The sequence below is a fragment of the Microbacterium sp. NPDC057944 genome (assembly GCF_042887445.1).
Taxonomy (GTDB): Bacteria; Actinomycetota; Actinomycetes; order Actinomycetales; family Microbacteriaceae; genus Microbacterium; species Microbacterium natoriense.
The window spans coordinates 1,580,310-1,599,988 of the sequence record NZ_JBHVPJ010000002.1 but is presented as its reverse complement, the minus strand read 5'-3'; the positions used below and the strand labels follow the sequence as shown (position 1 = coordinate 1,599,988).

Sequence of the window (19,679 nt, the reverse complement as noted above, 5' to 3'; positions counted from 1 at the left end):
GCTCGCTCTCGAAGACCCCCTGTCGCCCCGGAACGTCGGTCGCGGCAGGGGGTCTTCCGCATCGGCACCAGGCGGATGTCGGATCCTGTGGATAGGCTGAGCGGCATGCGCACCCAGCTCCGTTCCGCCGCCGTCCTGCTCGCCGCGTCGCTCGCGCTCACCGGGTGCTCGTCCGCCATCCCCGCCCCTGCGAGTTCTGACAAGCCGTCGGCGTCGGCATCCGAGTCCTCGGGCTCAGGGGCCTCCGAGCTGAGCGCCACGCCGTCGACGGGCCCCGTGATCACGGGATCCGCGTACACCTTCAACGCCCCCGAGGGGTGGTCGGTGCCCACGCAGGAGATCCCCAACTTCACGCCGGACAGCATCGTCGCCGACGTGGCGGATGCCGACGGCTTCGCCGACAACATGAACGTCGTGAAGTCGCCGGCCGGTGTGGTCACCGCCGACCAGGTCGAGTCCGCGGGCGTCGCCGAGCTGAAGGCCGCGGGCGCATCGAACGTCACGGTGAACCCCCGTCAGACGATCGCGGGCTCCGAGGCCGCGCACCTGTCGGCGGAGATGTCCGGCGGCGGCGTGACCGCAGCCATGGAGCAGTACTACCTGAGCAATGACGAGGCGACCTTCGTCGTCACGTTCTCGTTCAACAGCACGGTCGCCCAGGCCGATCGGGTCGCGCTCGCCGAGTCTGTGCTCGCCTCGTGGAAGTGGTCCTGACCCTCGCCTGAGCAGGGGAGCGGATGCCAATACCGCAGCATCCGGAATTGGTCAAGGATTTGACTTGCCATGTCGTGGAATCGCACGTATAGTTGGTAGTTGCGCTCGCTTCTCCGTGCCCTCATATGGTGGTCGGCATTCGTTGAGCTTCAGAGCGCGAACTCCACCTGACGACAAAGGAATCGAGAAGCCCTGCGGGGCTCACGGAGGTTATTCCCTTGGCTGCTGCTCGCAACGCATCCACATCCACCACCACCAAGAACGGACGCGGAGCATCCCGCCTCTCGTTCGCCAAGATCTCCGACACGCTGACTGTCCCCGACCTGCTCGCTCTGCAGACGGAGTCGTTCGGATGGCTCGTCGGCAACGACGCCTGGAAGGCGCGCGTCGCCGAGGCGAAGGCCGAGGGGCGCACCGACGTCAACGAGATCTCGGGCCTCGGAGAGATCTTCGAGGAGATCTCCCCGATCGAGGACCTCGGCGAGACGATGCAGCTCTCGTTCACGAACCCGTACCTCGAGCCGGAGAAGTACTCGATCGAGGAGTGCAAGGAGCGCGGCAAGACGTATGCCGCCCCGCTGTACGTCGAGGCCGAGTTCATGAACCACCTCACGGGTGAGATCAAGACCCAGACGGTCTTCATGGGCGACTTCCCGCTGCAGACCGACAAGGGCACGTTCATCATCAACGGCTCCGAGCGCGTCGTCGTGTCGCAGCTCGTCCGTTCGCCCGGTGTCTACTTCGACAAGACCCCCGACAAGACGTCCGACAAGGACATCGTGTCGGCGCGCGTGATCCCGAGCCGTGGTGCATGGCTCGAGTTCGAGATCGACAAGCGCGACCAGGTCGGCGTCCGCATCGACCGCAAGCGCAAGCAGTCGGTCACCGTCTTCCTCAAGGCCCTCGGCCTGACCAGCGAGGAGATCCTCGCCGAGTTCGCCGGCTTCCCCTCCATCGAGGAGACCCTGGCGAAGGACACCATCGTCACCAAGGAAGACGCGCTCCGCGACATCTACCGGAAGCTCCGTCCGGGCGAGCAGGTCGCCGCCGAGGCCGCCCGCGCGCTCCTGGACAACTTCTACTTCAACCCGAAGCGCTACGACCTGGCCAAGGTGGGTCGCTACAAGATCAACCACAAGCTGGGTCTCGACGCTCCGCTCACCGACTCGGTGCTGACCGTCGCCGACATCGTCGCGACGATCAAGTACCTGGTGCGCATCCACGCAGGCGTCGAGAGCTTCGACGGCATCCGCGGCGGCAAGCAGGCCGAGATCCGCATCGCCACCGACGACATCGACAACTTCGGCAACCGTCGCATCCGCGCGGTCGGCGAGCTGATCCAGAACCAGGTCCGCACGGGTCTGTCCCGCATGGAGCGCGTCGTCCGCGAGCGCATGACCACGCAGGACATCGAGGCCATCACGCCGCAGACCCTGATCAACGTGCGCCCCGTCGTCGCCGCGATCAAGGAGTTCTTCGGAACCTCGCAGCTGTCGCAGTTCATGGACCAGAACAACCCGCTCGCGGGTCTGACCAACAAGCGCCGTCTCTCGGCTCTCGGCCCCGGTGGTCTGAGCCGTGACCGCGCAGGCGTCGAGGTCCGTGACGTCCACCCGTCGCACTACGGCCGCATGTGCCCCATCGAGACCCCTGAAGGCCCGAACATCGGTCTGATCGGTGCTCTCGCGACGTTCGCGCGCATCAACTCGTTCGGATTCATCGAGACCCCGTACCGCAAGGTCGAGGGTGGCGTCGTCACCGATCGCATCGACTACCTCACGGCATCCGAAGAGGTCGACTTCAACATCGCGCAGGCGAACGCCCCGCTCGACAAGAACGGCCGCTTCCGCGAGAGCCACGTCCTCGCACGCCCCAAGGGCGGCTCGGGCGAGGTGGACCTCTTCCTGCCCGAGGAGATCGGCTACATCGACGTCTCGCCGCGCCAGATGGTGTCGGTCGCGACCTCGCTCGTGCCCTTCCTCGAGCACGACGACGCACAGCGCGCACTCATGGGCGCCAACATGCAGCGTCAGGCTGTGCCGCTGCTTCGCAGCGACTCGCCGCTCGTCGGAACCGGTATGGAGGGCTACACGGCCATCGACGCCGGTGACGTGCTCACCGCCGAGAAGGCCGGTGTCGTCACCGAGGTCTCCGCGGACCGCGTCGTCGTCATGCTCGACGAGGGCGGAACACAGGAGTACCACCTGCGCAAGTTCGACCGCTCCAACCAGGGCACGTCGTACAACCAGAAGGTCGTGGTCAACGCCGGTGAGCGCGTCGAGGTCGGAGAGGTCATCGCCGATGGCCCCGCCACCGAGAACGGTGAGCTGGCACTCGGAAAGAACCTCCTCGTCGCGTTCATGACGTGGGAAGGCTACAACTTCGAGGACGCGATCATCCTCAGCCAGGACCTGGTGAAGGACGACACCCTCTCCTCGATCCACATCGAGGAGTACGAGGTCGACGCCCGCGACACGAAGCTGGGCAAGGAGGAGATCACCCGTGACCTCCCCAACGTCAGCCCCGAGCTCCTGAAGGACCTCGACGAGCGCGGCATCATCCGCATCGGCGCCGAGGTCCGCCCCGGCGACATCCTCGTCGGCAAGGTCACGCCGAAGGGTGAGACCGAGCTGTCGGCCGAGGAGCGTCTGCTCCGCGCGATCTTCAACGAGAAGAGCCGCGAGGTCCGTGACACCTCCCTGAAGGTGCCCCACGGTGAGCAGGGCACGATCATCGCCGTCAAGGAGTTCAACGCCGAGGACGGCGACGACGAGCTCGGCTCCGGCGTCAACCGCCGCGTCGTGGTCTACATCGCCCAGAAGCGCAAGATCACCGAGGGCGACAAGCTCGCCGGCCGTCACGGCAACAAGGGCGTCATCGCGAAGATCCTCCCGATCGAGGACATGCCGTTCCTCGCGGACGGAACTCCGGTCGACATCGTCCTGAACCCGCTGGGCATCCCCGGTCGAATGAACTTCGGCCAGGTCCTGGAGACCCACCTCGGCTGGATCGCGAAGCAGGGCTGGAAGGTCGAGGGCACTCCGGAGTGGGCTGTGAAGCTCCCGAAGGACGCGTTCGAGGCCGCCCCCGGCACCAAGGTCGCGACCCCGGTGTTCGACGGTGCGAGCGAGGAGGAGATCGCAGGTCTTCTCGACGCGACCACCCCGACCCGCGACGGCGTGCGCCTGATCGACTCGAGCGGCAAGACGCAGCTGTTCGACGGTCGCTCCGGCGAGCCGTTCCCGGCGCCGATCTCGGTGGGCTACATGTACATCCTGAAGCTCCACCACCTGGTCGACGACAAGATCCACGCGCGTTCGACGGGTCCGTACTCGATGATCACCCAGCAGCCGCTCGGTGGTAAGGCGCAGTTCGGTGGACAGCGCTTCGGTGAGATGGAGGTGTGGGCCCTCGAGGCCTACGGCGCCGCGTACGCGCTCCAGGAGCTCCTCACGATCAAGTCCGACGACATCCTCGGCCGCGTCAAGGTGTACGAGGCGATCGTCAAGGGCGAGAACATCCAGGAGCCCGGCATCCCCGAGTCCTTCAAGGTGCTCATGAAGGAGATGCAGTCGCTCTGCCTGAACGTCGAGGTCCTCTCGGCGGACGGCACGGCTGTCAACCTCCGCGACACCGACGACGAGGCCTTCCGCGCAGCGGAGGAGCTCGGAATCAACATCTCCAGCCGCTTCGAGGCCGCCTCGATCGACGAGATCTAAGGTTCTGGCCGCTGCCCTGAGCGTCACGCCAGGGCGGCGGCCCACCTCCCCGATTTCTTCAGAAGAATTCCTACACAGGAGAATTTGTGCTCGAGTCAAACACTTTCGACGAGCTTCGCATCGGCCTGGCCACTGCGGACCACATCCGCGCGTGGTCGTACGGTGAGGTCAAGAAGCCCGAAACCATCAACTACCGCACCCTGAAGCCGGAGAAGGACGGTCTCTTCGGAGAGCAGATCTTCGGCCCCTCCCGCGACTGGGAGTGCGCCTGCGGCAAGTACAAGCGCGTCCGCTTCAAGGGCATCGTCTGCGAGCGCTGCGGCGTGGAGGTCACCAAGAGCTCCGTCCGTCGTGAGCGCATGGGCCACATCGAGCTCGCCGCGCCCGTCACGCACATCTGGTACTTCAAGGGTGTGCCCTCGCGTCTCGGCTACCTGCTCGACATGGCGCCGAAGGACCTCGAGAAGGTCATCTACTTCGCCGCCTACATGGTCATCTCGGTCGACGAGGATGCTCGTCACCGCGACCTGGGCACGCAGGAGAACAACATCCGCCTCGAGCTGAAGACGCTCGGCGACCGCCGCGACTCGAAGATCGCGGAGCGCCTTGCGAAGCTGGAGGAGGAGCTCGCCGCTCTCGAGGCGGAGGGCGCCAAGGCCGACGTCAAGAAGAAGGTCAAGGACGCCGCCGAGAAGGAGATGTCGCTCATCCGCAAGGGTGCCGACGAGGCGATCGCCAAGCTCGAGCGCGTGTGGGAGGACTTCCGCACGCTCGAGGTCGGCGCACTCCGCCCCGAGGACGACGTCTTCCACGAGCTGCAGGACCGCTTCGGCCAGTACTTCGAGGCCTACATGGGCGCCGAGTCGATCCAGCGCCGCCTGGCGGCCTTCGACCTCGCGGCCGAGGCTGAGAACCTGCACCTGCAGATCTCCGAGGGCAAGGGTCAGCGCAAGATCCGCGCGATCAAGCGCCTGAAGGTCGTCAACTCGTTCCTGGAGACCGGCATGAGCCCGGCCGCCATGGTCCTCGACGTCGTCCCGGTGATCCCGCCGGAGCTGCGCCCGATGGTGCAGCTCGACGGTGGCCGCTTCGCGACCTCCGACCTCAACGACCTCTACCGTCGTGTGATCAACCGCAACAACCGTCTTCGTCGTCTGATCGACCTCGGCGCCCCCGAGATCATCGTCAACAACGAGAAGCGGATGCTGCAGGAGGCCGTCGACGCACTGTTCGACAACGGTCGCCGTGGTCGTCCCGTCACGGGTACCGGCAACCGCGCCCTGAAGTCCCTCAGCGACATGCTGAAGGGCAAGCAGGGTCGCTTCCGCCAGAACCTGCTCGGCAAGCGCGTCGACTACTCCGGCCGTTCGGTCATCATCGTCGGCCCGCAGCTGAAGCTGCACCAGTGCGGTCTGCCCAAGCAGATGGCTCTGGAGCTCTTCAAGCCGTTCGTGATCAAGCGCCTGATCGACCTCGGTCACTCGCAGAACATCAAGGCTGCCAAGCGCGCCGTCGAGCGCACCCGTCCCGAGGTCTGGGACGTGCTCGAGGAGATCATCCGCGAGCGTCCTGTGCTGCTCAACCGTGCACCCACCCTGCACCGTCTCGGCATCCAGGCGTTCGAGCCTCAGCTCGTCGAGGGCAAGGCCATCCAGCTGCACCCGCTCGTCTGCGCGGCGTTCAACGCCGACTTCGACGGTGACCAGATGGCTGTGCACCTGCCGCTGTCGGTCGAGGCTCAGGCCGAGGCCCGCGTGCTGATGCTCGCGTCGAACAACATCCTGAAGCCGTCCGACGGCCGCCCGGTAACCCTGCCTTCGCAGGACATGATCATCGGTCTGCACCACCTGACCACGGTCAAGGAGGGCGCAGCCGGTGAGGGTCGTGCATTCGGTTCGGTGGGCGAGGCGATCCTGGCGAAGGACGAGGGCACCCTCGACCTGCAGGCCAAGGTCCGCATCCGCATCCCCGGTCTGACGTTCCTCGAGGGCGACGCTCCCGAGGGCTACGAGCGTCACGGTCTCGTCGACGCCTCGCTGGGTCAGGCGATCTTCAACGACACGCTGCCCAAGGGCTACCCGTTCGTCCGCGAGCAGGCTGACAAGAACAAGCTGTCGCAGATCGTCAACAAGCTGGCCGAGGAGTACCCCAAGGTCGAGACGGCTGCGTCGCTGGACCGCATCAAGGACGCCGGCTTCTACTGGGCCACGCGCTCCGGTGTGACCGTCGCCCTGAGTGACATCCTCACGCCGCCGAACAAGGCGGAGATCGTCGCGGGCTACGAGAAGCAGGCCGCGAAGGTCCAGTCGCAGTACGAGAAGGGTCTCACGACCGACTCGGAGCGTCGCCAGGAGCTCATCAAGATCTGGACCGAGGCGACCGACGAGGTCCAGGCCGCGATGAAGGCGAACTTCCCTGAGGACAACACCATCAACCGCATGGTGTCCTCGGGCGCCCGTGGTAACTGGCTGCAGATCCGCAACATCGCGGGTATGCGAGGCCTGGTGAACAACCCCAAGGGTGAGATCATCCCGCGTCCGATCATCTCCTCGTACCGCGAGGGTCTGTCGGTGGCGGAGTACTTCATCGCGACGCACGGTACCCGTAAGGGTCTGGCCGACACCGCTCTGCGTACCGCCGACTCGGGTTACCTGACCCGTCGTCTGGTGGACGTCTCGCAGGACGTCATCATCCGCGAAGAGGACTGTGGCACGTCGAAGGGCCTCGAGCTCCCGATCGCCGCTGCCAACTCGCAGGGTGAGCTGGTGCGCGATGCGAACGTCGAGAACTCGGTGTTCGCCCGCACGCTGGCCTCCGACGTCGTGAACGCGGCCGGCGAGGTCCTCGCCTCGGCTGGCGACGATGTGGGCGACGTGCTCATCGACAAGCTGGTCGCGGCGGGTGTCGAGACCATCAAGGTGCGCTCGGTCCTGACCTGCGACTCCGCTGTCGGTGTCTGCGCGCAGTGCTACGGCCGCTCGCTCGCGACCGGCAAGACCGTCGACATCGGCGAGGCCGTCGGCATCATCGCGGCCCAGTCGATCGGTGAGCCCGGTACCCAGCTGACGATGCGTACGTTCCACACCGGTGGTTCGGCATCGGCGGATGACATCACCCAGGGTCTTCCCCGTGTCCAGGAGCTCTTCGAGGCTCGTACCCCCAAGGGTGCGTCGCCGATCGCCGAGGCCGATGGACGCATCACGATCGACGAGACCGACAAGGCCAAGAAGGTCATCCTCACGCCCGACAACGGCGACGAGGCAGTGGTCTACCCGGTCCTGCGCCGCGCGACCCTCCTCGTCGAGGACGGGCAGCACGTCACGGTCGGTCAGCCGATCCTGGTGGGCACGCTCGACCCCAAGGAGGTCATGCGCGTCATGGGCGCCCGCGAGGTGCAGCGTTACCTCGTCAACGGCGTCCAGGGTGTGTACCGCTCGCAGGGTGTGCCGATCCACGACAAGCACATCGAGGTCATCGTCCGTCAGATGCTCCGCAAGGTCACCGTCGTCGATCACGCCGACACGACCCTGCTGCCGGGTGAGATGGTCGACCTCAAGCGCTACCAGGCGATCAACCGCGAGGCTGTGGCAGAGGGCAAGCGCCCCGCGTCGGGCCGTCCGGAGCTGATGGGTATCACGAAGGCGTCGCTCGCGACGGAGTCGTGGCTGTCGGCCGCATCCTTCCAGGAGACGACCCGCGTGCTCACGCAGGCCGCCATGGAGGGCAAGCGCGACCCGCTGGTCGGTCTCAAGGAGAACGTCATCATCGGTAAGCTCATCCCCGCCGGAACCGGTCTCTCGAAGTACCGCGACGTCACGGTCGAGGCCACCGAGGAAGCCAAGAGCGAGCGCTACCCGAACCGGATCTTCGCATCCGACGGCGCGTACGCGGACGGCGACTTCGGCTACGTCGACTTCGACGCGTTCTCGACGGACGACATCACGCCGGGCACGTATAACTGACGTGCTGAGTGAGTGAGAAGGCCCCGGGCGATTCGCCCGGGGCCTTCTTCGTGCTCGGAGCGCGGTGAGGGGTCGAGAATCGTCGCTTCTCGTGCCCCCGATCCGGCTTTCTCTGACTCCTCAGGGCAGATCGGCCGCGCGAGAGCGAGCGGCGCGGGAGATCGGCCGGCGCGGGAGCGGGTGACGCGCGGGAGCGAGCGGGACTCAGCCGAAGAGCTTCGCGATGATGCTGGACGTGTAGCCGCTGGGGGCGAGGTTCGAGTACCGAGTGTCGATGAGCACGTCGTCGCGCCAGAACAGCGTGCGACCGTCGGTGACCGGGTACTGCGTGTTGGGCCAGGTCTTCTCGCAGCGGGTGCCGTCGTCGGGCGTGAAGCAGCTGAAGCCCTCGTCGGTCACGAGGCCGTTGAGCAGGTCGAGTGCGGGGCCGCGGTTCATGCGGGAGATCGTGGTGACCAGGCTCGTCGTGTCGGCGCCCGGGTCGGCCCAGATGCAGGTGAGGGTGCCGTTGGATCCGACGCCGGACGGGCCGAACGCCGCGTCGTTGAGCGGCACGCCGTCGAGCTGGGCGAGCACGTCGGCCGACAGGATCGCCCGGCAGTCGGTGGGCAGGGCGACGGACTTCGTCGTCGCGGTCGGGGAGGGGGATGCCGTGGGCGACGGCTTTCCGGACTCCTCTGCGGAGGAGGACGGCTTCGGGCTGCTGCTCGCTCCGCCGCCGCTGGACGCCGCGGGGCCGCATCCGGCGAGGACGGAGATGAGGAGCAGCGCGGCGGCTCCTGCGGCGATTCGAGCGTTCATGCGCTCACCGTACCGTCAGGAGTCGCCGGAGCGATACGGGACACAGCGTGTGCGTCGGAGGACGGCGCGGTAATGTCGGCGGGATGAGCACTGATTCTGCGGCTGAAGGACGCGTCGTCGTCATCGGCGATGCGCTGATCGACGAGATCCGCGATGGCGGCAACGTCCGCGAACTGGTCGGAGGGGCCGCGTTGAACGTGGCGGTGGGGCTGCGCCGGTTGGGGGTGCCGACGACGCTGATCGCGATGGTCGGCGACGACGAGCCGGGAGCGCACATCCGCGAGTACCTCGCCGACCACGACGTGCGGCTGATCGCGAGCACCGCACCGCACGGGTCCTCCCGGGCGATCGTCACCCGCTCGGACGAGGGCGAGCCGCAGTACGTCTTCAACGAGGCGGCGCAGCAGCGCAGCATCCGCTACTCCGACGAGGCCAGGGAGGCGATCTCCCAGGCCGATCTCGTTGTGGTCAGTTGCTTCCCGTTCGACCTGCCGGCGGAGGCCGACGCGTTCGTGGAGGCGGTCACGGGCGCGCGTCTCGCCGTCGACCCGAATCCCCGAGCGGGCATGCTGAGCGACCGAGACGAGTTCGTGCGCGGATTCGAGCGCGTCGCCGCCGACGCGGCGATCGTGAAGGTCGGGGCGGATGACGCAACCCTGCTGTACGACGGCGATCTCGACGCGCTGCGTGCGAGGCTGCGAGGTCTCGGCACGCGCGCGGTGCTCGCGACGGCGGGGTCTCAGGGCGCGGTGATCGAGTCGGATGCCGGCGTCGTCAGCGCCCCGATCTCGACGCTTCCCGGTCGGGTCGTCGACACCGTGGGGGCAGGCGATGCCACCCTCGCCGCAGTGGCCGCTGGTCTCGTGGCGGGAGAATCCGACTGGGCTGCGCTGCTGCGCAGAGCGATGGACGTGGCCGCCGCGACCTGCCGCATGGAGGGCGGGCTGCTGCGCACTCCGGAGTCGCTGGCCGACGCGGACCGCGGCGTGTACGGGAGCTGAAGCGCCGGCTCGGGCGAGCGGGGCCCTGCCTCGATTCTCGATTTCTCTCCCCACGTTCCGACCGGTATGATTGACACTCGTGCCCCCGGTTGGCTGTCGAAGTTGGACGGGTGCGCAATGGCGAGTTACCCAAGCGGCCAAAGGGATCTGACTGTAAATCAGACTGCACTGCATTCGGGGGTTCGAATCCCTCACTCGCCACCACATGACGGAAGGGCCTCGCGAAGCGGGGCCCTTCCGTCATGTATCGGACGGAGCGGGATTCGGGGAGGAGCGAGCGCAGCGAGCACCGGAGTCCCTCACTCGCCACCATATGAAAAGAAGGGCCTCGCGAAGCGGGGCCCTTCTTTCACGTACGAGGACGGAGCGGGCGGAGCGAGCACCGGAGTCCCGCACTCGCCACCTCATGACCGAGGGGTGCTCTCTTCGTCATCTTCTTCCCCGGCGGCGGATTCACCCTGCACATCCGGGATCGCGTCGGGCAGGGCTACTGCCCGAGGTACCAGCTCTTCCACTGGTTGAACGAACCAGGGGTGAGGTACGCGGCATTGCCGTGCTGAGCCGCGAGCTGGTTCGCGAAGCTCTGGTCGGTTGTTTCCAGCCATCCGGCATTTCCGACGCCGTCACCGGCGAGAGCGAAGACGGTGGTCCCGTTGATCGTCGAGTAGTAGAGCGAGCTCATGTTGTTGTTCCTTCGGTGAATTGCGGCCTGGTCGATGCCGGGAGATGGGTTCGGTTCTGTGGTGGGAGGGATCGAGTTGCCCTGGAGGAAGGAGAGCGGGTTGACGAAGCTGCCGCCGACGAGCACCTCGAAGTGAAGGTGCACGCCCATTCCGCTGGTCGGTCCGTACTGGCTGTTGCCCATGTAGCCGATCACTTGCCCCTGGTTGACGCTTGCGCCCATGTTCACCGTGGGCGCGCCATTGAAGTGGGCGTATCTGCTCGTCACCCCGTTGCCGTGGTCGATCTGAACGTAGTGGCCCCAGCCGTGGCCGTCGCTCCCCGTCGACTGCCAGTCGCCGCCCGAGACGCGACCGCCGGCGATCGCGAGAATCGGCATGCCGCGGTATCCCCATGTGTCGATGCCCATGTGCCGACGGGTGCCTTCGCGTGGCGCCAGGTACTGGCCGCCCGCTTCGGTCGACATGCGGAACGGATCGGTGGGATAGATGTATCCGTTGGCGGCCGGCACCGCGGCGCTTGCTGATTCGCCGTGGAGCACGCCTGTTCCGACCAGCGCGACTCCGGCTGCGATTCCGGTGGCGGCGAGCAGGGTTCTCCGAGACATAGGGGCCGCGGAGAAGAACGACGATCCAGGAGGTGGTTCCAGTTGAGGTGGGCTCATGCGCCACACCGTATCGACAAGACCCGGCTGCTCGCTGTCCCCTCTTCTACCTACAGACACGGCCGACGGTGATCGATAGCTTGGAGGGTTCTCGTCCGAATCCAGACACGTTTTCGCATCAGGTCAGCGAGCCTCAAACGCCTCACCATAGTCATCGAAACCAGAGCTGTCTGTAGGCCGAAGAGGGGACAGCGGACAGCCGCTGTTCGTCAATACGGTGTGCATATGAATCCACTCGATGGGCGTCCTGACCCTTCTCGGCGCGACCGTTTCCGCAGACTCCTCAGTATCGTGGCGGCGCTGGCCGTCGCTCTGGGGGTGCTTCTACCGACGTCGAGCGCGTCGGCCACCTCCGCACAGGCGGGAGCCCAGGCGCTTGCCCAGCAACTGATCGCCAGCGGACGATTCAGCGGCACAGCCGAGACCGGCGCTCAGGTCCAGGCGTATGCGAACGGGGTGATGCGACAGCATCCGTCAACCGGCAGGGACTGCTACATCGACACGGCGATCCTGCAGGCGTTGAAGACCGTCGTCGTCGACCGGGGGTTCAACATCCGAGTGTCATCCCTCAACCGATACTGCACCGGCGAACTCACGGCTTCAGGCACTGGCAGCTATCACTGGCGCAACGGCGGGGGTCATGCGGTGGACATCGACCGCGTGAACGGTGTGGGGGCGACGGGCAGCACCTCACAGGACAGGGCTCTGATCCAGTCGATGACGACGGCGCTCCCTGGGCCCGCGGGGCTCGGGCAGAGCAACTGCCGGTCGACTCCTGTGTCCGTTCCGACGAACTGGGTGCAGTTCAGCGATTCCTGCAACCACAACCACTTCGAGTACAGAGGAACCGGAGTGACCATCCCTGGGTCTCCCGCGACCGCGAACGATGCGCCTTCGTCGATCATCGACGGCAGCGACAGGATCTCGCTGTACGCGATTCGTTCGGATGGAAACCTCTGGGGAACAAGCCAGGCGAGCGCCGGCAGCTCCTTCTCCGCGTGGCAGACCCTGGGCGGGTCGATCGGATCCCTCATGGGTCGGCCGGCCGTCGTCCAACTGGCCAGTGGAGTCATCGCGATCTACGCGCGAACATCGGCAGGGTACGTCGTCGGCACGAACCAGACCGCGCCCGGTGGGTCGTTCACTCCGTGGACGTCCATCGGTACGAGCGGAGCGGGAATCGCCAGTGATCCGGTTGCCGTTCAGTTCAACAACGGCGCGATCGGCGTGTACGCCATGACAGACGCGGGGTATGTGGCGGGAACCGCGCAGGGCGGGCCGGGAGGCGCCTTCAGCTCCTGGGTCCCCATCGGCTCCACGACGACCGCGCTCGTCGGACGTCCCGCGCTGGTGCATCTGGCCGATGACCGCCTTATGCTCTTCGCCACCTCCGCTGACGGGTTCGTCCACGCGTCCGAGCAGCCTGCGGCCGGCGGGGCATTCACGGCCTGGAGCGTCACCGGCACAGGAGGCGCGCAGATCAACTCCGAGCCGATCGCGGTGAACGATCAGGGTCGCGTGACCGTCTACGCGGCCGCCGGCTCGACAGTGTCCAGCGTGACCCAGGACGCTCCGGGCGGTTCCTTCCACGCGTGGCTGAATCTCGGATCGGGCTCTGCGAGCCTGGGGGGCGCGACGCCGTTCGCGATCGTCGGTGGCGGATACCACTCGATCTACACCATCGCGGGCGACCGTCTCATCTGGGGGACGAGCGTGCTCAGCCCCCCGACGACTGCTGCGGCCTGGTCCCAGATCGGCACCGGTGCGCTTCTCTCCACGGTGCCCGTCGGCATCCGAACCTCGGGCGGCGTGAACTGCGTGTACGCCGCCAGCAACGGATCCGTCGTCGGCACCTGTCAGAGCGGTCCCGGGGGCACCTTCGGAAGCTGGTCCACGATGTAGTGTCTGGCGCTGTCGCAGTGCAGACCCCGCACCTGTCCGAGAGGACGGGTGCGGGGTCTGGTGCGTCTCGGTTGAGTCGTTACGACGCTGGCGTCTCGAAGGTCGCGTCGGGGTAGAGGCCCTCGGCGATCTGCCTGACCGCGGAGACGTTGCCGAGCGTGCCGGGGAACATGTCCGTGGCCGACACGGCGATGAGTCGTCCGTCGCGCACCGCTGGCATGTCGGGGAAGGTCGCCGTGAAGTAGGCGCGGACAGCCGATTCGTGCGCGGGGTCCGACACCGCGAAGACGAGGGCGTCGGGGGCCTCGGCGGCGAGCGACTCCGGCGTGATCTCGGCGGCGAAGAAGTCCGCGAACGCGGGGTCGTCGGGGGTGAACACGTTGTCGGCCCCTGCACGGTGCAGGATGTCGTACTCGATGCCGGCGCCGATGGCCGTCAGGGTGGTGCCCTCGACGAAGACCTGCGCCACGCGGGGCCGGTCGCGGCCGTCGATCGCGGCATCCACCGCGGCGAGCTCGGCCCGGGACGAGGCGATGAGGTCGTCGGCCTCACCCTCCACGTGGAAGATCGTGCCGAGGTTCTTCAGGTCGGTGAAGAGGTCGTCGACCGTGCCCTCCATGCGGCGATCGAAGCATCCTCCGGTGGCCGTGTAGGCGGCGACGCCGGCCTGGGTCAGCTGCTCGATGCTGGCGAAGCCCTGTTCGGCGGTGAACTCGTACGTGGTCGGCGAGTACACGAAGTCGGGCTGGACGGCGAGGAGCTCCTCGCGGCTCGGCGGGGTGTCTCCGCCGATGACGGGCACATCGGCCGCCAGGCCGGCGACGTCGTCGGGCAGCTCCTGCGCCGTGGCCTGGGCCTGGCCGACGAGGCGATCGGCGAGGCCGAGCCGCAGCAGCAGCTCCGTCTGCGACGGGTGCAGTCCGACGACCGCGGTGGGCGTCGACGGGATCTCGACCGTGCGGCCGCAGTTCTCGATCGTGACGGCATCCGTCGACGTGGTCGGCGCGGCTCCCGACGTGACGCCGGTGCCGCAGGCGGCGAGTGCGAGGGATCCTGCTCCCACCGCGACGGCGGCGAGCAGGCGGATGCTTCGGGTTCGGGGTGTCATTCTCTCTTCTTCTCCTTCTGAGGGGTCGGATGCGGGTTCAGCGGTCGCTGGGCCCGCGGGGGTGGAAGGTCATCGCCCTGGCGCCGGTGTCGACCTCGACGGCGATGCGCGCGGTGACGTGGAACACCTCGTCGACCAGGGCGGGGGTGAGCACGGCATCCGGAGGGCCGAAGGCCACGATCCTTCCCTCGTCGAGCACCGCGACGTCATCGCAGAACGCCGCGGCGATGTTGAGGTCGTGGAGCGCCGCGATGACCGTGGTGCCGAGCCCGCTCACGACGCGCATGAGGTCGAGCTGGTGCGCGATGTCGAGGTGGTTGGTCGGCTCGTCCAGCACGAGGATCTCTCCGCTCTGGGCGAGCGCGCGCGCGAGCATGACCCGCTGGCGCTGGCCCCCGGAGAGCCGGCGCACCAGGCGGTCGCCGAGCTCGTGCACGTCGGCCGTACGGAGGGCGTCGTCGACGATGCGCAGGTCGTCAGGAGTGTCGCGGCTGAACGGCGGCCGGTGCGGCGAGCGCCCGACGAGGACGGTCTCCCGCACGGTCAGATCGAACTCGGAGGGCGAATCCTGCAGCATGACCGACACGGTGCGGGCGAGCGCGCGCGGGGCCATGAGCGAGACGTCGGCGCCGTCGATCTGCACCCGCCCGCGGTGCGGACGCCGCCCGCTGAACAGGGTGCGCAGGAGGGTCGACTTGCCGCTGCCGTTCGGGCCGAGGAGCCCCACGATGCGTCCGGTGCCGACCTCGAGGTCGATCCCGTGGAGCACTGTGCGACCGCCGCGCACCACGCTGACGTCGTCGAAGAGGACGGTCATCGGTCGAACCCCGCCCGCTCGCCGCCGCTCCGCATCAGCCAGAGGAAGAAGGGCGCCCCGACGAACGCGGTGAGGATGCCGAGGGGGATCTCCGTCGGCGCCGCCACCGTGCGGGCGAGCAGGTCGGCCACCATGAGGAACAGCGCGCCGCCGAGGATCGTGACCGGGAGCATCCGTCGATGGTCGGAGCCGACCAGGAGGCGGGCCATGTGCGGCACGACGAGACCGACGAAGCCGATGCCCCCGCTCACCGCGACGATCGCGCCGGTCAGGAGCGACGCGAAGATCAGCAGCAGTCCGCGCACCCGTGTGGTGCGCACGCCGACGGCCAGGGCCGACTCGTCGCCCGCGAGAAGAGCGTTCATCGACCGCGACAGTCCGAACGCCGCGATGGCGGCGACCGCGAGGGCGGCGGCGGGGATCGCCAGCGACGACATGTCGGCGGCGGAGACGCTGCCGAGGAGGAAGAACATGACGCTGACGACGTTCTGGGCGTCGGTGGTCAGCGTGAGGTAGCTCGTCACGGCGCTCAGCAGCGAGCCGAGCGCGACGCCCGCGAGGATCATCCTCGTCGGCGACAGCTCTCCGCGGATACGGGCGAGGGCGGCGACGAGCACGCACGCGACGACCGCGCCCACGAACGCCGCTCCGCTCATCGTGAGGCCGAGGAAGGTGGCGCCGCCGGAGACGATCACCAGCACGGCGCCGACGCTCGCCCCGGAGGAGACGCCGAGGATGTACGGCTCGGCGAGCGGGTTGCGCACCACCGCCTGCATCATCGCCCCGGCGAGGGCGAGCCCAGCGCCCGAGAGCCCGGCGAGGAGCGAGCGCGGCAGCCGGAACTGCCACACCGCCTGATCCTGCAGCGGCGTGAGCGTGCCGTCGGTCATCCACGGCATGCCGGGGAGGAGATGGCCGACCACGATCTTCGCTGCGTCGACGGGGGCGACGGAGACGGGGCCGACGGCCGCGGAGAGGACGAGGACGAGCAGGGAGAGCAGGGCGGTCGTCGTCACCGTCGCACCGACGGGGAGGGTCCGACCGCGACGACGCCGTCTCGGCTCAGGGCGGGAGGGCGGGGTGCGCCGACCGGCGCTCTCCATCGTGGTGCCGGGGGATGCGGTCATCGTGCGTCTCCTGTCGTGACGTCGGCGGCGAACTCGAGCACGGCGAGGCCCAGCTCGTGCAGCACGGTCTGCTCGTTCGCCCCGTGCCCGGCATCCGCCGCCGTCCAGGTCCGGGCGGATCCGCCCGCGCGTCGCAGCGCTGCGGTCATCCGATGCGTGTCGCGGGCGAGGACTCTCGTGTCCTGTCCGAGCACGATCCCTAGGTACGCCGGAACCGTCGCGCCGATCTGCAGCGCCTCGGCTCGGGCGAGGGGCGAGAGCGCACGGAGCCGCTCGCGGGCCTCCGCGGTGCCGTCGTCGCCGAACTCCGCTCGCCAGCGCGACCCGAGCGGATGCTCGTCGAGGGCGAGCAGATCGAGCGGAGCAGCGGTGGTCGCGACTCCTGCGCACAGGTCGGGATGCCGCAGCGCACACGCGGCCGCGACGACACCGCCCAGCGAGGCTCCGACGAGGACGAGCAGATCGGGGCGGGTGACACCGCTGCGGATGAGACCGCGCGCGATGTCGGCGAGGTCGGCGACCGTTCGCGTCTTGCGGGCGCCGTGGCCCGCGTCGCGCCAGGCACCTCCGCGCTCGCCACCGCCCCGGAGCTGCGCCGTCGCATACGCTCCCCCGTGCGCGATCCAGGCGGAGACGGTGGGCTCGTAGACCGGGAGATGCGGGATGCCGAAGCCGCCGTAGCAGGTGAGGAGCAGCGGCAGCGGGCCCTCCGCGCCAACCGGAACGGTGACGTGGACCGACAGGGTCTCGCCGTCGTCGGCAGGGAGGTCGTACCGGGTGGTGGTCCCGGGCAGGGCGGTGACAGCGGGGAGGCTCGTGCGGCCCTGCGGCGTCCGCTCCACGATCCGCGGCGGGGTGAGCGGGCCCTCGACCGAGAGGCGCAGCACGCCGTCGTCGACGCCGATCTCCGTGGCGGTGAGGGCGTCGGCGTCTGACGATGCGGCCTCCGTACGACCGACCTCGACGCCGTCGTGGAGGTCGATGAGCACGCTGCGCCCCCGAGCGACCGCGAGCACGACGACCCGGTCGCCGTGCACCGTGGCGTCGATGATCTGCACCAGCGGATCGCTCCAGCGCCAGAGCGCGGACCCGTCGAGACCCACGGCGTCGAGCCCTCCGTCGTGATGGACCAGCACCGCGTCGGCGAGCGGCGATGCGCGCCGCAGCGCCGGCCAACGGCCCAGAGTCGTCTCCGTCGCGCGGTCGCTGAGCGTCGCGCCCCCGGCGAGGCTGCGGGCGAGCAGGCCGCTCGTGCCGCCGGGGAACAGCCGCACGCGCGTCCCGGGGGCGAGGGGGGTCGACTGCACCGCCCCGGTCTCGACGTCGAGGGTGACGAGAGCGTCGTCCCGGCTCGCGACGACGTCGAGGGAGCGCGAGTCCGGCGCCCACAGCACGGTGTCGTAGCGGAGACGGATGCCGGGGTGCGGATGCATCGTGCCCGAGGACGCGTCCACGATGCCGAGGACGGCGTTCTCGTCGGCGGAGGGAGCCCACTCGACGGCGATGAGGCGGCCGTCGGGCGAGGGGTGGATCCGATGCACGTGGCCGTCGGGTTCGATCACCGGGGTGCCGTCGAGCCGATGGATGCCGCGTCGAGGGCTGCCGTCTCGGCGGCCTAGCACGAAGCCTCCGATGGGGAGCCCCGGCCGCCCGTGGTGCTCGGCGCGGGACAGGGCGGCGTCGAGCACCGCACGGTGTGCGCTCATCGGCCGACCAGATCGTTCACGCGGTCGTCGCCGCCCGCCCACAGGAGGTGACCGCCCTCGTCGAGGGGGGTGGGGACCGCGATCGTGGTGATCTCGTGATCGTCGATCAGGAGGATCACGCCGTCGCCGCCGCTGGTGACCGCGATGGCGCCGGTCAGCGGATCGATCGCGATCGATCGGCGCTGCGCCGCCTGTCCGTCGACGCCGTCCCACGGCATCCGTCCGGCCTGTGGCGGGTGCGTCATCGGGGGAAGCGGGACGATCCGGGAGATGCGCGCCTGTTCCCGATCGATCACGACCAGTGTGTCGCCGTCGGGGTGGATGACGGCGACGGCGGCGACACCCGAGGCGAGGGCGAACCGGAACGCGAGCCCCGGCGGGAGGGCGCCCGTCGTGGATGCTCCGGATGCGAGGTCGATCTCGACGAAGGTGTTGGTCCACTCGGGCCACGCTCCTGGCGACGACGGCCCACCGCGCACGATGCCCGTGACGCGCCCCGTGTCGCCGGCGAGGCGCAGGTAGAACGCGCGACCTTCGACGGGCCAGGGGATGATGCCGATCGCCCGGGGCGCCCCGCGGTCCACGATGAAGCGTTCGAGGCCGCGGCCGGTCGCGACGCCGACGACGCCGGACACGGGGTCGACGACATCGCCGTGACCGTCGGGTGCGAGGTCGTCGAGGATCGCACCACGGAGCACCGGCGCGTGCGGCCCCACGTCGAGCGCCGAGGCCAGCGGCAGCGCCTCGACGGCGCCGGGCTCGCGGTGGCGGAGCACGATCATCGAGTCGCCCGATGCCTGGTCCGGCGCGATGACGACGCCCGGCTCTCCGGTGCGGACGCGGAATCGCGCAGAGGATCCGGCCGCGAGGTCGACGACCGACACGAGGTCGCTCCAGGCTGCCTCGTTCATCCCCAGGCCCGTCGTGACAACGACGTGCTGACCCGATGCGTCGCAGGCGAGGTGCTCGGCGGGGATGGCGATTGGGATGCGGCGGACCTCCCCGGCGCCTCCGACGACGAGGGCGCCTCCGCGATCGTCCGCGAAGGCCCACCTTCCTGATGCGCCGGCGGGGAGGCGGAGGAAACCCGCATGTTCGGCGAGCCAGGCGTCGGCGACGACGACACGCCGAGAGCTGTTCTGGATCTCGTAGACGATTCCGGCCCGGTGATCAGCGGCGAGGAGGGGGAGCGAAGAGGACATGGGGGTCAGCCTAGTAGATATTGAGAATCATTATCATTTAGGGTCGTCAGTGTTCACACCTCGTGAACCCCGCCCCGCAGATCGCGGAGCGGACCACCTCACAGAAGGAGCACGAAATGGAAAAGCAGATCCTCGCTGAGATCGAAGAGTCCGAGCAGCTGGCGCACCTGTCGGCGACGCACTCGAACGCGCTGGTCGAGAACCCCTTCGACTGACCGCGGATCCTTCCGCCGCGCTTCCGAGCGCACTCAACCCCGGCCGGGCGTCCTCGCCCG

General features: G+C 68.4%; 13 protein-coding genes and 1 tRNA gene. 7 read left to right on the top strand and 7 right to left on the bottom strand.

From position 1 onward, the window contains the following. Nucleotides 1–105 precede the first annotated feature (105 nt). The 3 genes from ACFVRO_RS16960 (at nt 106) to rpoC (ending at nt 8,395) form a co-directional block, all read left to right on the top strand. The gene (locus ACFVRO_RS16960; protein ID WP_386954415.1) at nt 106–714 is read left to right on the top strand and encodes a hypothetical protein; all 609 of its coding nucleotides are present in this window, start codon (nt 106–108) and stop codon (nt 712–714) included. A 218-nt stretch (nt 715–932) separates the two neighbouring features. Further along, the gene (locus ACFVRO_RS16955; RefSeq protein ID WP_105672635.1) at nt 933–4,433 is read left to right on the top strand and encodes a DNA-directed RNA polymerase subunit beta; all 3,501 of its coding nucleotides are present in this window, start codon (nt 933–935) and stop codon (nt 4,431–4,433) included. Nucleotides 4,434–4,519: 86 nt separating this feature from the next. Beyond that, nucleotides 4,520–8,395, top strand: a complete 3,876-nt coding sequence (gene rpoC / locus ACFVRO_RS16950) for a DNA-directed RNA polymerase subunit beta' (RefSeq protein WP_105672636.1) — start codon at nt 4,520–4,522, stop codon at nt 8,393–8,395. 204 nt (nt 8,396–8,599) lie between these two features. Here the strand turns inward: rpoC and ACFVRO_RS16945 are convergent, their stop codons facing one another. Beyond that, nucleotides 8,600–9,196 carry a hypothetical protein gene (locus ACFVRO_RS16945; RefSeq protein WP_386954413.1) on the bottom strand — a complete coding sequence of 199 codons (597 nt, stop codon included), beginning with the start codon at nt 9,194–9,196 and terminating at the stop codon, nt 8,600–8,602. Between the two features lie 83 nt (nt 9,197–9,279). Between ACFVRO_RS16945 and ACFVRO_RS16940 the strand changes: the two genes are divergently transcribed. After that, a complete protein-coding gene (locus ACFVRO_RS16940; protein WP_386954411.1) occupies nt 9,280–10,197 on the top strand; it encodes a PfkB family carbohydrate kinase in 918 nt (305 codons plus the stop codon). A gap of 119 nt (nt 10,198–10,316) precedes the next feature. Next, nucleotides 10,317–10,401 (top strand) — tRNA-Tyr (locus ACFVRO_RS16935). Nucleotides 10,402–10,684: 283 nt separating this feature from the next. On the opposite strand, the gene ACFVRO_RS16930 is transcribed toward ACFVRO_RS16935, so the two are convergent. Continuing rightward, nucleotides 10,685–11,485 (bottom strand): M23 family metallopeptidase, encoded by an 801-nt coding sequence (locus tag ACFVRO_RS16930; protein ID WP_386954408.1) that lies wholly within the window; start codon nt 11,483–11,485, stop codon nt 10,685–10,687. Between the two features lie 348 nt (nt 11,486–11,833). Between ACFVRO_RS16930 and ACFVRO_RS16925 the strand changes: the two genes are divergently transcribed. Beyond that, nucleotides 11,834–13,444, top strand: a complete 1,611-nt coding sequence (locus ACFVRO_RS16925) for a hypothetical protein (protein WP_386954405.1) — start codon at nt 11,834–11,836, stop codon at nt 13,442–13,444. Nucleotides 13,445–13,523: 79 nt separating this feature from the next. On the opposite strand, the gene ACFVRO_RS16920 is transcribed toward ACFVRO_RS16925, so the two are convergent. The 5 genes from ACFVRO_RS16920 to ACFVRO_RS16900 are packed head-to-tail and all read right to left on the bottom strand — an operon-like array spanning nt 13,524 to nt 19,404. After that, nucleotides 13,524–14,552 carry an ABC transporter substrate-binding protein gene (locus ACFVRO_RS16920; RefSeq protein WP_386954402.1) on the bottom strand — a complete coding sequence of 343 codons (1,029 nt, stop codon included), beginning with the start codon at nt 14,550–14,552 and terminating at the stop codon, nt 13,524–13,526. Between the two features lie 37 nt (nt 14,553–14,589). After that, nucleotides 14,590–15,369 (bottom strand): ABC transporter ATP-binding protein, encoded by a 780-nt coding sequence (locus ACFVRO_RS16915; protein WP_386954399.1) that lies wholly within the window; start codon nt 15,367–15,369, stop codon nt 14,590–14,592. Next, complete coding sequence (locus ACFVRO_RS16910) at nt 15,366–16,496, bottom strand: FecCD family ABC transporter permease (protein ID WP_386954397.1); 1,131 nt, start codon at nt 16,494–16,496, stop codon at nt 15,366–15,368. The genes ACFVRO_RS16915 and ACFVRO_RS16910 overlap by 4 nt, the downstream gene beginning before the upstream one ends. After that, nucleotides 16,493–18,202, bottom strand: a complete 1,710-nt coding sequence (locus ACFVRO_RS16905; protein WP_386954394.1) for a prolyl oligopeptidase family serine peptidase — start codon at nt 18,200–18,202, stop codon at nt 16,493–16,495. Before ACFVRO_RS16905 ends, ACFVRO_RS16910 begins: the two co-directional genes overlap by 4 nt. Beyond that, the gene (locus ACFVRO_RS16900; RefSeq protein WP_386954392.1) at nt 18,199–19,404 is read right to left on the bottom strand and encodes a hypothetical protein; all 1,206 of its coding nucleotides are present in this window, start codon (nt 19,402–19,404) and stop codon (nt 18,199–18,201) included. The genes ACFVRO_RS16905 and ACFVRO_RS16900 overlap by 4 nt, the downstream gene beginning before the upstream one ends. Before the next feature lie 116 nt (nt 19,405–19,520). Between ACFVRO_RS16900 and amiA the strand changes: the two genes are divergently transcribed. Beyond that, the gene (amiA, locus tag ACFVRO_RS16895; protein WP_254408313.1) at nt 19,521–19,619 is read left to right on the top strand and encodes a streptamidine family RiPP; all 99 of its coding nucleotides are present in this window, start codon (nt 19,521–19,523) and stop codon (nt 19,617–19,619) included. Nucleotides 19,620–19,679: the final 60 nt, after the last annotated feature.